The organism is Acidovorax sp. 107 (genome assembly GCF_003058055.1).
Classification (GTDB): Bacteria; Pseudomonadota; Gammaproteobacteria; order Burkholderiales; family Burkholderiaceae_C; genus Acidovorax.
Window position 1 is genome coordinate 1,581,007 of the sequence record NZ_QBTZ01000001.1, and the last position, 15,797, is coordinate 1,596,803.

14 protein-coding genes are annotated in these 15,797 nt (G+C 62.2%); 5 read left to right on the forward strand and 9 right to left on the reverse strand.

The genetic code is table 11. The features are described 5' to 3' along the window. Nucleotides 1-90: 90 nt before the first annotated feature. Entirely contained in the window at nt 91-462 is a 372-nt protein-coding gene (locus C8C99_RS07570; protein WP_056419676.1) for a DUF4148 domain-containing protein, read from the forward strand. Between the two features lie 98 nt (nt 463-560). Then, nucleotides 561-1,088, forward strand: a complete 528-nt coding sequence (locus C8C99_RS07575) for a DUF4148 domain-containing protein (protein ID WP_056419680.1) — start codon at nt 561-563, stop codon at nt 1,086-1,088. Nucleotides 1,089-1,622: 534 nt separating this feature from the next. Here C8C99_RS07575 and C8C99_RS07585 read toward each other — a convergent pair. The 7 genes from C8C99_RS07585 to C8C99_RS07620 form a co-directional block, all read right to left on the reverse strand. Further along, the gene (locus tag C8C99_RS07585) at nt 1,623-2,555 is read right to left on the reverse strand and encodes a cation diffusion facilitator family transporter (RefSeq protein ID WP_056419686.1); all 933 of its coding nucleotides are present in this window, start codon (nt 2,553-2,555) and stop codon (nt 1,623-1,625) included. A 429-nt stretch (nt 2,556-2,984) separates the two neighbouring features. After that, on the reverse strand, nt 2,985-3,365 hold the full coding sequence (locus C8C99_RS07595) for a hypothetical protein (protein WP_056419692.1): 381 nt from the start codon (nt 3,363-3,365) through the stop codon (nt 2,985-2,987). Nucleotides 3,366-3,425: 60 nt separating this feature from the next. After that, on the reverse strand, nt 3,426-6,611 hold the full coding sequence (locus C8C99_RS07600) for a CusA/CzcA family heavy metal efflux RND transporter (protein ID WP_056419696.1): 3,186 nt from the start codon (nt 6,609-6,611) through the stop codon (nt 3,426-3,428). A 15-nt stretch (nt 6,612-6,626) separates the two neighbouring features. Then, nucleotides 6,627-8,237 carry an efflux RND transporter periplasmic adaptor subunit gene (locus C8C99_RS07605; protein ID WP_056419698.1) on the reverse strand — a complete coding sequence of 537 codons (1,611 nt, stop codon included), beginning with the start codon at nt 8,235-8,237 and terminating at the stop codon, nt 6,627-6,629. 2 nt (nt 8,238-8,239) lie between these two features. Further along, entirely contained in the window at nt 8,240-9,595 is a 1,356-nt protein-coding gene (locus tag C8C99_RS07610; RefSeq protein ID WP_056419702.1) for a TolC family protein, read from the reverse strand. A gap of 157 nt (nt 9,596-9,752) precedes the next feature. After that, on the reverse strand, nt 9,753-10,112 hold the full coding sequence (czcI, locus tag C8C99_RS07615) for a cation efflux protein, CzcI family (RefSeq protein ID WP_056419705.1): 360 nt from the start codon (nt 10,110-10,112) through the stop codon (nt 9,753-9,755). A 42-nt stretch (nt 10,113-10,154) separates the two neighbouring features. Next, entirely contained in the window at nt 10,155-10,493 is a 339-nt protein-coding gene (locus C8C99_RS07620) for a DUF4148 domain-containing protein (protein WP_056419708.1), read from the reverse strand. Nucleotides 10,494-10,650: 157 nt separating this feature from the next. On the opposite strand from C8C99_RS07620, the gene C8C99_RS07625 reads away from it, so the two are divergent. Both C8C99_RS07625 and C8C99_RS07630 read left to right on the forward strand, forming a co-directional pair. Then, nucleotides 10,651-11,337 (forward strand): heavy metal response regulator transcription factor, encoded by a 687-nt coding sequence (locus C8C99_RS07625; RefSeq protein ID WP_056419925.1) that lies wholly within the window; start codon nt 10,651-10,653, stop codon nt 11,335-11,337. After that, entirely contained in the window at nt 11,334-12,671 is a 1,338-nt protein-coding gene (locus tag C8C99_RS07630) for a heavy metal sensor histidine kinase (protein ID WP_082493263.1), read from the forward strand. Before C8C99_RS07625 ends, C8C99_RS07630 begins: the two co-directional genes overlap by 4 nt. A 3-nt stretch (nt 12,672-12,674) precedes the next feature. On the opposite strand, the gene cadR is transcribed toward C8C99_RS07630, so the two are convergent. Together cadR and C8C99_RS23910 are read right to left on the reverse strand one after the other, a co-directional pair. After that, a complete protein-coding gene (gene cadR / locus C8C99_RS07635) occupies nt 12,675-13,166 on the reverse strand; it encodes a Cd(II)/Pb(II)-responsive transcriptional regulator (RefSeq protein ID WP_056419711.1) in 492 nt (163 codons plus the stop codon). Nucleotides 13,167-13,256: 90 nt separating this feature from the next. Beyond that, nucleotides 13,257-13,394 (reverse strand): hypothetical protein, encoded by a 138-nt coding sequence (locus C8C99_RS23910; protein WP_158274164.1) that lies wholly within the window; start codon nt 13,392-13,394, stop codon nt 13,257-13,259. Nucleotide 13,395: 1 nt separating this feature from the next. Between C8C99_RS23910 and C8C99_RS07640 the strand changes: the two genes are divergently transcribed. After that, nucleotides 13,396-15,780, forward strand: a complete 2,385-nt coding sequence (locus C8C99_RS07640) for a heavy metal translocating P-type ATPase (protein ID WP_056419714.1) — start codon at nt 13,396-13,398, stop codon at nt 15,778-15,780. Nucleotides 15,781-15,797 lie beyond the last annotated feature (17 nt).

Below are 15,797 nucleotides of genomic sequence, written 5' to 3' on the forward strand. Positions count from 1 at the left end.
GGGTGCCGGATTTCTAGACTTGTCTCCGAGGTGCAAGAAGGTTGTGCCTCCTGAATTCCCACCCGGGCGTTCAGTGCTCAAGGAGACCCCATGAAAGCTCGTTTCGCCCTCATCGCATTCAGCCTGGCAGCCACTGCTACGGCGTCTTTCGCTTCGACCGCGTTTCACACCAGTCCTAGCCAGGAAGAAGGTGCCACTTTCGTGCCATCTCACCTGGGCCGCACCGTCAGCCGTGAAGACGTCCAGCAAAACGTGCTCGTTGCGCAGCAAAACGGTTCGTTGCACTGGATCAGCCGCGGCTACCCCGCCACCTATCCACTGGTCAAAGCACCGGTGTCAAACAAGAGCAGGCAACAGGTTCTGGATGAACTTCAAGCTGCTCAAAAGGGCCCCGCCACTACGAATGGCGTGCGCGACCTGGGCGGCGAGATCGGCTGGGTCGAAGCCCACCAGGCGCCGTGACCGGCTGAGGGCCCTCGGGCCTGGCACACGCAATGCAATCGACTCCGCCCATCCAAGGCACAAATTTTCGCTTCCAACCATTGACCTTAAGGACCAACATGAAACTCAAGACCACCCTCATCATCCTCGCGCTGAGCGCAGCCCCTGCATTCGCTTTCGATGCCAGCCATGGCGCCCAGTCCAAGACACGCGAGGAGGTCAAAGCCGAGCTCTCGCAAGCCCTGCGCAGCGGCGACATCATGGCCGGCGGGGAAATCGGCGCCAAAGTCAGTGAGCTCAACTCCGGTGGCTACCAGTTGAAGACCCCGGTGCTGGGCAAGACCCGGGACCAGGTGCGCGCGGAACTGGAGCAGGCTGTTCGCAGCGGTGACATGCTTGCCGCCGGGGAATCCGGATCACGGCTCAATGAACTGCAGCCCAACCTGTATCCGTCCAAGATGGCGCAAGCAGGCAAGACACGCGAGCAGGTCAAGGAGGAACTGGCAGAGGCTATCCACACCGGGGACCTGATGGCCGCCGGCGAGGACGGCCGCAAGCTCAATGAAATCTACCCTGGCCAATACCACCAGCACCACGCGGGCTCGACGGCCGCGCAATCGGGCCACTCCAATGGCCGCGATCTCTGAACATCAGATCCAGAGCCCAGTCGCGCTGGGCTGGCCCGCCCTCACGCTCCGTGGTGGTGGGCACCAGCGCCGTTCACTCGTGCACACCGGGTGCGACCGGTGAGGTATCTGAATCGGCCGACTTGAGCTCGCCTGTGCTCTAGTTCATCTCACGTTTGACGAGGGCTGCCGAGCAATCCCAAACCTTGACGTAGACCGGCTCTCCAGCAACCACGGCTACATCTGCAGGCAGACGCGCAACGGTCCAGCGCGACCGACCCACCTCTCTCCACTGAACAATGGCGAACCGCTCTTGCGCACGATCTAACTGATCGGCCTTGCACCGGCGCTTGTAGAACGCCAGGTCCTGAGCAGTGGCTTCAACCCTGCTGACTTTGCCCACGCGCCAACCCTCCGCCCACGGTAGGGAGTTTTCATACACGGGGGTGGCGCAGCCGGCGGCGAGCATGGCCACGACACACAGCGCTGGCAGGCGCCACCTGTTTGCCCAGCGCTGTGCAAAGCAGGAACGGAGGGTGGTCGTCCACGCGGAAATCACACGGGTGCTTTCCAGTGATCCGCACCAGCATTCGAAGTGCCGGCGGCAGCCGTACCGCAGGCTTGGGTTTCCAACTGAATGGTGGTGTGGGTGATCTCGAATTGCTTCGCCAGCAACTGGTTGACGGCGGCCAGCATGGTGCCAGGGTCTGCCGCTTGCGGGTTGTACACGACGTGAGCGCTCAGGCTGGTCTTGGCGCTGCTGACCGCCCAGACATGCAGTTCATGCAAGGACACCACCCCTGGCAGGTCCAGGAGCGCACGCTTGAGCTGAGGCAGATCGATGCCTTCGGGGACGCCTTCGAGCAGGATGTTGAGCGTCTCTTTCAGGAGGATCCAGGTGCGCGGCAGCACCCACAAGCCGATGGCCACGGCAATGACGGTGTCGACCCAGTTCCACCCTGTGAACAGAATGACCAGCGCCCCCACGATGACCCCAATCGAGCCGAGCAGGTCGCTCCAGACTTCAAGGTAGGCTCCTTTGACGTTGAGGCTGGAATCCTTGCCTGAGGACAGAAGGCGCATGCTCACGAGGTTGACGATCGTGCCCAGTACAGCGATCACCAGCACCCCAGTGGTCTGGACTGCCGGCGGGTTGCTCCAGCGTTGCCACGCCTCATAAAGGATGTACGCCGCAACGCCAAACAGGAGTAAGGCATTGAACGCGGCGGCCAGGATCTCAAATCGGTGGTAGCCAAAGGTGCGCCGGTCGTCGACATCCCGGCGCCCGACCCGAATGGCCGCCAGCGCAATGGCCAGCGCCGCCACGTCGGTGAACATGTGTGCGGCATCGGACAGCAGAGCCAGGCTGTTGAGCATGACGCCGCCAATGACCTCTGCCAGCATGAAACCGCCGGTGAGCATCAGCGCGTAGCGCAAAGCCTTTTCGTTTCCTGCCGCTGGCAAAGCGTGGTCGGAACCTTTTCCCATGGTCTGTCTCCTCAGATTCAGTCTGGTGATGTCATCGACCGCGTTCAGTCCGCGGTCCTCGTCCGGCCTTGGCGCTCAGTGACGTCGCCGGTGCCGAGGCTTACCCGTGGTCCGGCACTTCAAGCGCGTTATTTGCCGGTCCCTCAGTCTCTTGGCCAGTCGCCGGCTGTACTTGGTTCGAACGTCCATCGGGGGATGGCGCTTGAGCCACATGTGCCGCAGCCGCCAGAACACAAACACAGAGACCAACAAGCTGATCCAGATCCAGAACAGCTTGGCGAAAAGCCCACCCTGGGCCGCCTGCATTGACATGGATCGCTCCTTTTTGCCTCTAAGGGCAAGGACATGCACAGCGCCGAGGGGCGGTACGGACCCGCCACTGCGGTGTCGTTCGCATGGACTGGAGCGATGCTTCGGGCGGCGTTGGTGTTACTTCAGCGTGAAGCGGACCGAGGCGACCGACTTGCCGGCCTTCGAGACGGCGACCACGGCTTTGGTACCGGCGGGGACCTTGAAGCTACCCGCGGCTTCCAACTTGCCCTCACCGGCTTGGAGTTGAACCTCCTGCTTCTCGCTGCCGGCCAGCAGGGTGACCTTGGCGGTCATCCCCGCCACGGCAACGGGTTTTCCGTGGTCGCGCATGAAGAGCTGCAGCTTGTCGGCACTGGCGACGAATTCGTACTCGACGTCCTTGGCTTCCGCCACAGCACCACCATGCATCGGCTTGACGTCGTGGCCGTGGTTGTCAGCCGCGATGGCTGCGCCAGAGATCGATACCGTGAGGGCGAGAAAGAGGTGGGAGAGTTTCATGGCAGTTCCTTTGGGGTTGGAGAAATGGGAAGGTCCCGCGATCAGCGGGACCGCCTTTGACTACACAGGCTTCGGTGCGTCCGGGTGGGAGGGCTCGGCAGACACGTCCTCGGCTTCTTCATCGGGCCTGTGGGCCAGCCGGTAAAGAATCGGCAGCACGAGCAGCGTGAGCAGCGTGGATGAAAGAATTCCACCGATCACCACGGTGGCCAGAGGACGCTGGACTTCCGCGCCGGTGCCTGTGGCGATGGCCATGGGAATGAATCCCAGCGAGGCCACCAGGGCGGTCATCAGCACCGGGCGCAAGCGGGTCAGGGCGCCATCCCTGATCGCTTCGTCCAGGCCGACACCGCCTTCCCTCAGGCTGCGGATGTAGGAAATCATCACCAGGCCGTTGAGCACTGCCACCCCAGAGAGCGCGATGAAGCCAACGGCCGCGGAGATGGACATCGGAATGTCCCGAAGCCACAGCGCCAGGATGCCCCCTGTCAATGCGAATGGGATGCCGGTGAAGACCAGCAAACCGTCCTTGGCATTGCCGAACATCGCGAACAGCAGCACGAAGACCAGCAGCAGGGAGACCGGTACAACGATCTGCAGGCGCTTGGTGGCTGACTGCAGGTTCTCAAAGGTGCCACCCCAGCTCGTCCAGTAGCCGGTGGGGATCTTGATCTGCGCCAGGCCTTGCTCGGCCTCTGCAACGAACGAGCCCACATCCCGTCCGCGCACGTTGGTGCTCACGACAATGCGGCGCTTGCCGTTCTCTCGGCTGACCTGGTTGGGGCCGGGTGCCAGCTCGAACGATGCGACCTCACCCAATGGGATGAAATTCGTCTTGGCTTCCGTGCCACCGGCAGACCGCGGCAACGGTATGGGTAGCCGCTTCATGCCTTCCAGGTCATTGCGAAGCGCCTCAGGCAGGCGAACCAGGATGTCGAACCGGCGGTCCCCCTCGAACATGGTGCCGGCCTCACGACCACCGATGGCCGTGGCCACGGTGTCCTGGATGTCGGCAACGTTCAGCCCGTAGCGCGCTGCCTTCTGGCGGTCGATGTTCACCGTGAGCATCGGAAGGCCCGTCGTCTGCTCGACCTTGACCTCGGAGGAGCCCTGGATCTTTTGCAGCATGGCGGAGACTTCTTCAGCGGACTTGTTCAACACGTCCATGTCGTCACCGAAAATCTTCACGGCCACGTCACTGCGCACCCCTGAGATCAGCTCGTTGAATCGCAGCTGAATGGGCTGGGAGAACTCGTAGTTGTTGCCGGGGATCTTGCCAATGACTTCCTGGATCGCCGCGAGCAGCTCATCACGGGTCTTTCGAGGCTCGGGCCATTCATCCATCGGCTTGAGCATGATGTACCCGTCCGAAATGTTCGGCGGCATGGGGTCCGAAGCAATCTCCGCAGTACCGGTTCTGGCGAAGATGCGCTCGATTTCGGGGAACTTCGCTTTCAGCGTCTTTTCGATCTGCTGCTGCATCGCCACCGACTGGGAAAGGCTGGTGCCCGGAATGCGCAGTGCCTGGATCGCGAAGTCGCCTTCATTGAGGTTGGGTACAAACTCGCTGCCCATGCGGGTCGCGATCAGTCCGCACAGGACCACGGCAACCGCGGCAATGGTGAGAACCAGCGTTTTGGCGCCCATCACGCGATCAAGCATGGGGCCGTACAGGCGCTTGGCGTGGCCCAGCAAAAAGTTCTCCTTCTCGCTGACCCGATTGCCGATGAAGAGGGCCACAGCTGCCGGGATGAAGGTCACAGAAAGGATCATCGCGCCCACCAAAGCGGCAACCACCGTGAAGGCCATGGGGTGGAACATCTTCCCTTCCACGCCCGTCAGCGCGAAGATGGGCAGGTACACCACCATGATGATGAGCTGTCCGAACAGCAATGGGCGGCGCGACTCCTGGGATGCCAGGAACACTTCATGAAAGCGCTCGGCCCGCGTCAACGGCCGGCCGTGGTGCGCCTGCGCATGGGCGAGCCGCCGAACGCAGTTCTCCACGATCACCACAGCTCCGTCAATGATGATGCCGAAGTCCAGGGCCCCCAGGCTCATCAGGTTGGCACTCACCTTGTAGTGGACCATCCCGGTGAACGTGAAGAGCATCGACAAGGGGATGACCATTGCCGTGATGACTGCGGCCCGGATATTGCCCAGAAAGAGGAACAGGATCACGATCACCAGTACCGCGCCTTCCAGCAAGTTCTTCTTGACGGTATTGATGGCCTTGTCGACGAGCACGGTGCGGTCATAGACCGTCACCGCGTGCACGCCCTCTGGGAGGCTCTTGTTGACCTCCAGCATCTTCTTGTCCACTGCCTGCGAGACGGTCCGGCTGTTTTCTCCGATCAGCATGAACACCGTGCCGAGAACCACCTCGCGCCCGTTGTCGGTTGCGGCACCCGTTCGCAGCTCCCGGCCAATGCCCACGTCGGCCACGTCGCGCACGCGCACAGGAACACCGTTGGCACTGCTGAGGATCACGTTGCCGATGTCCTCCAGCGACTTGACCTGTCCAGGGGCGCGAATCAGGTACTGCTCGCCGCGCTTTTCGATATACCCAGCGCCCACGTTGCCGTTGTTGCGGTCCAGTGCCGTGACGACGTCTTGCAGCGTCACGCCCAGCGAGGCCAGTCGTTCCGGGATGGGGGCGATCTGGTACTCCTTGGCAAAGCCGCCAATGGAGTTGATTTCGGTCACGCCAGGAACGTTTCGCAGCTGCGGCTTGATGATCCAGTCCTGGATCTCGCGCAGGTCGGTCGGGGTGTAGGGACTGCCATCGGGCTTCTTGGCCCCATCCTTGGTTTCGACGGTCCACAGATAGATCTCGCCCAAACCGGTTGAGATGGGCCCCAGGGCTGGCGTGATGCCGGCGGGCAGCCGGTCTCTGGCTTCCTGGATGCGCTCATTGACCAACTGGCGCGCGAAATAGATGTCGGTTCCGTCTTTGAAGATGACGGTCACTTGCGACAGTCCGTACCGTGACAGCGACCTGGTCTGCTCCAGGTTCGGCAGGCCGGCCATGACTGTCTCGATGGGATACGTGACCCGCTGCTCGGTCTCCAGAGGCGAATAACCGGCGGCCTGGGTGTTGATCTGAACCTGGACGTTGGTGATGTCGGGGACCGCGTCGATGGGCAGCTTCTGGTAGCTGAAGACGCCCAGCGCCGCCATGCCCAGGGCCGCCAGCAGCACCAGCCATCGCTGCTCGATCGAGAATCGGATAAGTTTTTCAAACATGTATGGGCTCCGGGATCAGTGCGTGTGTTCGGCAGATCCCTTGCCGAGTTCGGACTTCACGACGAAGCTGCCTGTCGAGGCGTAGGGCATGCCGGGCTTGAGGCCCGACAGGACCTCGATGCGCTTGCCATCGCTTCGGCCCAGCTTCACAGGTTGGGCGATGAAGCCGCCGTCGACCTTGAGGAAGACCACGGGCTTTTCTCCGACGTTCTGGACTGCGTCGGCCGAGATGGTCACAGGCGCTGCCGTTTCTTCGGACACCACCTCGACGTTGACGAACAGGCCGGGGCGCCAGGCGCCCTTGGGGTTATCAAGAACGACGCGGGCCTTGGCGGTACGGGTCTGCTCACCGATCAACGCGCCCACGAAAGCGACAGTACCCGTGGCGGAGGCATCGAAGGCGGTGGCCTTGATGGTGACCTTCTCGCCCACCCGCACCGACGGCAGATCCTTTGCAGGAACATTGATCTCAGCCCACACCGTGGCAAGGTCCGAGATGGTGAACACCGCCGCATCTTCCTTGACGGCCTCGCCAAGACTCAGGTGCTTCTCGATGACGATGCCGTCAAAGGGCGCGCGCAGTTCGATACGGTTCAGTCCGGACTCGGACGAGGTGGACAGGCCCAGCGCACTGAGCTTCTGATTGGCGTTGGCAACAGCGACCTCCGCTTCGCTCAACGCCTGCCTGGCCTGCAGGTAGTCCTGTTCGGCGGAGACCTTCTGCTCCCACAGCTTCTTTTCCCGCTCGTAGGTGGTCTTGGCCAGCGCCAGGCGCTTTTGCGCCGTCTGCAGCTCGCTGCGCTGCTCCGAAGCGGTCGGGCTCGCAATGGCGGCCAGAACCTGCCCCTTTTTGACGACCTGGCCCAGGCTGGCGCTGACACTCTCCACCACACCCGCCAGACGGGGAACCACGTGCGATGTCCGGTCCTCGTTTAGCCGGATCTCGCCGGGCAAAAGCAGCGCCGTCTTGATGTTGGCTGCCGACGCAGAGTCCACCGTAATGGAGGCGGCCTTGATCTGGGCATCGGTCAGTTCGATCTTTCCCTCTTCCTTGCTCATCACGAACATGAAAGGTTCGGTGGCCGTCTGCGCAATGATCTCGATGTCGAACGCGTGGGGTTCGGCGACGATCTCGCGGCTGACCAGGCTGTCCTTTTCTGCGGCAAACGTCAGGTTTTGCTTGTCGTCTGTGGGGCGGGTCACTGTTGCCGTGACCGTTACCGTGTTCAGGGGGAGCGGCTTGTCCTTGTCGGACAGCCAGATCCGCAGCCGAGGCTCGCCACCGTCTTCGGACAGCAATGCTTCCAGGCTGAAGTCGCCTTCCTTGAACACTGTGCCACCGTGGGGGCCCTTGGCCTGGCTCTTTTCATGGTGCTCGCCATCGGCGTGGCCTTTGTCGTCGTCGTGGCCTTTTTCACCGCCTTTGCCGTGGTGTTCTCCATCACCGTGCCCCTTGGCCTCGGTATGGCTGCCGTGGCCGTGGCCATCGCCCTCGGCGGCGACTGCAGTGGGCTTGCCGCCGCCTTGTAGGATGAAGGCTCCTGCCCCGACCCCTAGCGCGAGGACAACGGCAATAGCGATGAGATGCTTTTTGCTGATGGAGGATGTGCTGATGTTCATTGTCATGCTCAGTTGTGCGTTGCGATCAATCCGGAAACCGTGCTGGCCCCAAGCAGGCGGTCGACATCCGCCGCCGCGCGGTGTGCCTCGCCCAGGGCTTTGAGGTACTGGGATTTGGCGGTGAAGTAGGTGCGCTGGGCATCGAGCACCTCCAGGAAGTTGAACTTTCCGTTCTCGAAGCCAATGGTGGCCGCGTCGTAGGCCGACTTCGCGCCGGGCAGAACGTCCTGTTGCAGCGACTGGATCTCCGCAGTGATGGTCGAAAGGCGTTCGCGCGCCTGCGCCACTTCGCTGTGCAGGCGTACCGTGGCCGCTTGCAACTCGTCGCGGGCCTTGTCCTCAAGCTTGAGAGCTTCCAGCAGGTTGCCCTGGTTGCGGTCAAACACAGGCAGAGGCACGGAGACACCAAACAGCAGGACGTTGCGTTGGGTCTCGTTGCTGCGCTGCATGCCGACGCTGACGGTGACATCGGGCACGCGCTTGCTTTGCTCCAGTGCAGTCAGGGCCTGGCGCCGATCCACCTCGATCCGCGCAAGGACAACGCCTGGCGAAGAAGAAATCAAGGGCTGAAGATCGGCGAGGGGCGGTACCGCGGGAAGGTGGTCGGCTTTGCCCTCGAGGACGGTGAACGGCGCGTTGATCTGTCCCAACAGCGCAAACAGGCGAGACAGTGCATTGCGTTGTTCGCTGGCTGCCTGTGCGAGCTCGACGCGAACGCCGGCTTCCGCAACGCGGGCCTTGGACTCTTCCACAGGTGATACCTTGCCAGCGGCTACGCGCTTGGCTACGGTATCCGTTGACGACTTGGCCAATGCCACGCTGTCTTTGGCGAGCGCCAATCGCTCCTGCGCCGTCAGGACGTCGAAGTAGGCTGCGGCCACATTGGCTCGCACGGTGGCCTTCAGCTCAGCGAGCTGGGCCTGTGCCTGCTCGCGTGATTTTTCGGCCGCCTTGGTACGCGCTGCGCGCTTTCCACCCAATTCCACGGGGAGGTTGAGTTGCCAGCTTTGCGTACGTGTTTTGGAGCGTGCGTCTTCCAGCGAATAGGCAAGCTCGGGATTGGGGCGTGAGTGCCCTTGAAGAATCTGCCCTTCTGTTGCCTCCAACTGGCGGGTAGCGGCAGCCACCTCTGGATTCCCGTCCAAGGCCAACTCGATGGCCTTGGCCAGCGACAGAGGCTCAGCGGGAGACACCGCGGCAGTCTGGGGCGCCTGTACTCCACCGACTGTGCCTTGCGACATGCCCTGAGAAGAGGCCCCGCCCGAGAAGGTCAGCAATATGGCCGCGGCACCTGCTGCGAGCCTGAATTTCGTGCGGCCGCCCCATGCGTGCGGCTTTCCTTGAAGGTAAATACCCTTGAACATCCGATTCTCCAGTGATTTCAAAACACGAGGGAATCGGCGGGGTGGCAACCGTGCAGCTGCCTGGCAACTCGTCAGTCAGTGCAGCCGCGACACGCACAACTGCAGCCGCCAAGGGGCGGTCACGACTGACTGAAAGAAGGAGAGATGCCCCCGCCGATCAGGCGAGGACGGGCCACTGTGGGCGGTCGGGAGGTGTGGGCGTTACAGCCGCCAGGCGCTCGCCCGACGGTGAGTCCACGCGGCTGTCATGGGAGACGCGATGTTTGGCGCAGGACCAGTTGAGGGCCCCGATGCCGGCACCATGGCAAACCGAGCAGTCGACATCGGACATGTCGGTGCCTTGGCTGGTCTTGTCGGCTTGGCCGACCCCGCTTTTGGCTTCGTGCTTGTGCTCGTGATGCCCAAGGTGCTGGGCCTGGTCGGTCGAGTTCTCGTGCATGCAATAAGCAGCCACCGCGGACCAGCTGAACTGGAACGGGAGCAATGCAAGCATAAAAACGACGATCAGGCGGCGCATTTTTTGAGTCTAGCACGCGGTCAAGAAGACTTCGTGTGCCGATCAGCCGCCCGCGCCGTACAGTTCCTGGTTGCGCTGCTTCTCAGCGGCTGACATGTTCAGGTACTCCTGCTGCACCTGCTCACGCGTCTTGGAGCCACCCGTTGCTTTGACAGGCAGTGCACCACCGCGAGACAAGATCGCCAGCGTACCGTCCTTGCGCGCGGCTTCTACAGACTGAAGCACTTCGCCACGGGACACGTTGCTTTGGACGTGGTCGGGATGGGTGGTCATTCCCACTTCGCCACCGGCTGGATGGTAGAGCGCCGAAGCAGATGCCAAGCCTGGGGCCGCAATGGCCAGGGCAATCAGGGAGAGTGCGAGGGGTTTGCGAACGGTCATGGTGTGGTCCCTTGATTCGAATGAGCCAGCGGCGATCTACCGCGGCTATGCCTTTCGACACAGGGGGTACTGTAAAAATCGGACCTCGACAAGGCGCCAACAGCCAGATGACAAATTCGTAATCTACGAACAGGCGGCATTCTTCGAGAATGGCACCATGAAAATTCTGCTCATTGAAGACGAGGTCAAGCTGGCCGAGTACCTGCGCAAGGGCCTCGGAGAGGTCGGTTATGTGGTGGACGTCGCCCATAACGGGGTGGACGGCCTACACATGGCCCTTGAAGGCGGCCACGATCTGCTGGTGCTGGACGCGATGCTCCCAGGGATCGACGGCTTCAGCCTGCTGACGGCCTTTCGCAAGACCAGGCAGACCCCTGTCTTGATGCTCACAGCCAGGGTCAGTGTCGAGGATCGGGTGCTCGGACTTCAGACGGGTGCGGATGACTATCTGGTCAAGCCCTTTGCGTTTTCTGAGTTGAGCGCCCGCATCCAGGTTCTGCTCAGGCGCACCCAAGGTGCGCGGGTCGCGGCAGAGCCCACGCAACTGCGTTTGGCCGACCTGGATGTCGACCTGGTGCGGCGCAAGGCGTCCCGAGGCGGTCAGCGCTTGGAGTTAACTGCCAAGGAGTTCCTGCTGTTGACCCTTTTTCTGAGAAGGAAGGGAGAAGTGCTGTCCCGCACGGAGATCGCCGAGCAGGTCTGGGACATGAACTTCGACAGCGATACCAACGTGGTGGAGGTCGCCATACGGCGCCTGCGTACCAAGATCGATGTGCCCTTTGACACCGCGCTTCTGCACACCATCCGCGGTATGGGGTACGTCATGGAAGAGCGCAACGGATGAAGGCCCTGATCCAACATCGCTCATTGCGCCAGCGGTTGTCGTGGTGGCTGGCACTTCAGAGCTTTGCCGGGCTCGGGCTGGTCTGTCTGGCCGTCTACCTGGTGACCGAATTCAACTTCCGAGATCGACAGGAGGAAACGCTGGCGCAAAAGGAAAACGTCATCCGGCACTTGCTGGTGGACGGCAAGGAGCACGGGGATTCGGAAGACCTTGCTCACAAGCTCGATGATTTCCTGGTAGGGCACGGAGATCTTTCGCTTGAAGTCGCGCAGGCCGATGGGGCCATCCTCTACGCCCATACCCGCAACCAGAATGCGAAGACGGTCTGGCGCCAGCGGCAGTTCGAAGTGGCACTGGCTTCGGGCCAGACGGCCTCAAAGAGTTTGCGCGTCCAGCTGTCGCTGGACATCCAGACCGACAACCAGTTGCTGCACCGTCTTGCAGTCACATTGCTGGTGGCAGCCATTGGCGGGGCCGTCGTGGTTTCGCTGGGCGGCTTCTCCCTGGTCAACCTGGGCCTGGCGCCCGTTCGAAGACTGGCCAGCCAGACGCGCGCCGTTTCGGCGGACAACCTCCACCAGCGGCTCGATGGCGCGGAGCAGCCCCTTGAACTCGTGCCGCTGATCGACCAGTTCAATGCACTCCTGGCTCGCATTGAAAAGGCCTACTCCCAGATGGAGGGCTTCAATGCGGACGTGGCGCACGAGTTGTGCACGCCTTTGGCCACGCTCATTGCCAACAATGAACTGGCGCTGCGGCGCCCCGAGCAAGCGGATATTCGCGAGGTGCTGGCGTCCAATCTGGAGGAGCTGCATCGCCTGACCGGTATCGTTAACGACATGTTGTTCCTGTCCCAGGCAGATCGGGGCGTGGGAGCGCGTCGCGCGCCCGTGGCTAGCCTGGCATCGGTGGCGGCCGACGTGCTGGACTACCACGAGGCAGCGCTGGCCGAGGCGGGTCTCACCGCGAAAGTGGTCGGCGATGCGCATGGCACCTTCGATGTGCCGTTGTTGCGCCGGGCATTGTCCAACCTGCTGGGAAACGCAACCCGCTACGCGAGCACCGGCTCCATCGTTCAGATCAACTTGAGAACTGGTGACGAGGACCGCGTGTTGATCAGCGTCACCAACTACGGCAACACCATCGATCCCGAAATACTTCCCCAGCTGTTTGACCGGTTTTTCCGGGCAGATCCTGCTCGCAGCCATGGGCAGAGCAACCACGGCCTGGGTCTGGCCATCGTGGGCGCGATTGCCCGCATGCACCAGGGCAAGCCGGTGGCCAAGTCAGAGAATGGGGTGACAAGTGTCGGGTTAGAAATTCGCGCTCACTGAAAATCAGCGTCGTTTGTTGGCCCGCTGCCTCGGAGCCACGCCAATATCATGATGAGCACCTGGCGGGTGGGCCTCGCTGGGCTGCATGTGATTGTGTTGAAGTGCCGCAGTGGCCAAGCCGCCCAAGATGCCGCACTCACCGGCGAGGTGGCCTGGTGAGCACTGCTGCTGCAAGCTGCGCAATTCCGACTCCAGTGCCTGGAGTTCCCGGATGCGAGACACCACGTGCCCGATGTGCTCCTGAAGAAGTGCGTCCACCGCGCCGCAGTTTTCATCCGGAGCGTCCTTGAAATGCAACAGCACCCTGATCTCATCGAGGGTCATATCCAGGCATCGGCAATGGCGGATGAAGGCCAGACGCTCGACATGACTGCTGTCGTAGACCCTGTAGTTGCTTTCTGTGCGCATCGCGATCGGCAGCAGGTTCTCGCGCTCGTAGTAGCGGATGGTCTCAGTCTGCGTGCCGGTGGCCTTGGCAAGTTCGCCGATTTTCATAAAGCGTCCTTTGCAAAATCTGGTTTCCGTAGGACAAGGCGGCGAGATTTGGGGAGTCGCTTGACTTTAAGGTCACTACAGGGTTTCCAATTAGGCCATGAAATCAGAAACCAGCACTTCCTCTAGCGTTAATGACACCTGCTGCTCCTCGGGCTGCTCCAGTACCGTTGCCTCGCCTCCTGCCGCCGCAAGCAGCCCAGGCAAAGGCACGCTGTTGCGCATCGCCACCATGGACTGCAGCGCCGAGGAGTCAGAGATCCGCCGGGCGCTGGAACCTCTAGAGGGAGTCCGGTCATTGGGCTTCCAACTGGGCGCGCGCACGCTGAAGATCGATGCAGAGGATGGTGTCTTGCCCTTGGCGCTGGATGCCATCCGCAAGGCGGGTTTCGATCCACAGCCGGTGTCTACTGCGGCACACACTCAGGGTGGCCAGGGCCGGGTGTTTCGCATAGCGACCATGGACTGCAGTGCCGAGGAGGCGGAGATTCGCCGGGCGCTGGAACCTCTGGGTGGAATCCGCTCCCTGGGTTTTCAGCTGGGCGCACGGACGCTGAAGATCGACGCAGAGGAAAGCACCTTCCCGTTGGCACTCGACGCTATCCGGAAAGCGGGCTTCGATCCGCAGCCTGTGGCCAGCTCCGAGGGTGGACAGGCGGGCGGAGCAGCCGACGACCACGACCATGGACATGGTTTTGCAGGTGGCATTACCCGGTTGGTGGCTGCGCTGGTGTTCGCGACTGGGGCAGAGGTCTTGTCGTTCTTTGCACCGGACCAAATGGTCTGGAAGGTGGCGGGCATGGCCATCGCCGCCGTGGCGATCTGGCTGGCGGGGATCGACACCTACAAAAAAGGCATTGCGGCACTTTTGCGCGGCAAGCTCAACATCAATGCGCTGATGTCGGTGGCAGTCACCGGGGCATTCCTGATCGGTCAGTGGCCCGAGGCCGCCATGGTGATGGCCCTGTATGCGATTGCCGAACTCATCGAGGCCAAGGCAGTGGACCGGGCCCGCAACGCCATCAAGGGCTTGCTGGAACTGGCGCCGGAAGAGGCACTGGTTCTGGGAGCAAATGGGTCGTGGTCTGCTACACCGGTGGCTTCGGTGGCCATTGGAGCAACCGTGCGCATCAAGCCAGGCGAGAGGGTGCCCCTGGACGGCAAGGTGACCAAGGGCAACGGGGCCATCAACCAGGCGCCGGTGACTGGAGAGAGCATTCCAGTGGACAAAGCGCCTGGCGACCAGGTGTTCGCAGGGACCATCAACGAAACTGGTGAACTGGAGTTTGAGGTTACTGCCTTGTCCAGCAACACCACCCTGGCCAGGATCATCCAGGCCGTGGAGCAGGCGCAGGGCACGCGTGCACCGACGCAGCGCTTCGTCGACCGCTTTGCCTCGATCTACACCCCGGCTGTCTTCGCCATTGCCGTGGCGGTAGCGGTGCTGACCCCTTTCCTGATGGGCCTGACCTGGCTGGAGGCGCTCTATAAGGCCTTGGTGCTGCTGGTGATCGCCTGTCCATGTGCTCTGGTCATTTCCACACCCGTCACAGTGGTCAGCGGATTGGCCGCGGGAGCGCGCCGCGGGATCCTGATCAAGGGCGGAACCTACCTGGAAGACGCCCGGCTCCTGAAGGCCGTTGCGCTGGACAAGACGGGCACCATCACCGAGGGCAAACCCAAGTTGGTGAAGTGGCAGGTGTGGGGTGCCGGCGATGAGTCCGCAATCCAGCTGATGGCGGCCAGCCTGGCGGCCCGATCCGATCACCCGGTCTCGAAGGCGATTGTTCAGGGCCTGGAGGCGCAAGGCCCAGAGGCTGAGAGCTTCAAGGCCTTGCCGGGGCGCGGTGTCGAGGGCTGGGTCAATGGTGCGCGCCTGGTGCTGGGCAATCACCGGCTGATTCACGAGCAGGGATTGTGCGGGCCGGAACTGGAGGCGGAGCTGGCCATCCACGAAAAGCAAGGTCGCACGGTCACCCTTCTTGCAGACGAATCGCGCGTCCTGGCGCTCTTCGCGGTAGCGGACACCATTCGCGAGACCTCAAAACAGGCCATCGCCGATCTCAAGGCACTGGGAGTGACTTCGGTCATGCTGACAGGCGATAACACGGCCACTGCAAAGGCCATCGCAGCGCAGGCCGGCATTGATGATGCCCGCGGAGATCTGCTGCCCGAAGCCAAGCTTGATGCTATCAAGGAGATGCAAAAGCGCTATGGCGCCACCGGTATGACCGGCGATGGCATCAATGACGCGCCGGCGCTGGCGCAGGCCGACATCGGCTTTGCCATGGGCGGTGCGGGAACCGACACAGCGATGGAAGCGGCCGACGTGGTCATCATGAACGATGACCTGCAGCGCGTCGCCGAGACCGTGCGCCTGTCCAAGCGCACCCATGCCGTTCTCTGGCAGAACATCACCTTGGCGCTGGGTATCAAGAGCGTTTTTCTGGTGATGGCGGTGGTGGGCACTGCGACCATGTGGATGGCCGTTTTTGCGGACATGGGGGCCAGCTTGCTGGTCGTGGGCAATGGACTGCGCCTGCTTCGCGGCACGCGGGTCGAGCCTGCCGCCAAGGCCCAGCCTGCGCAGCCCAAGGAGCATGCCCATTCCCACTAGCGATTACCCGGGACGCA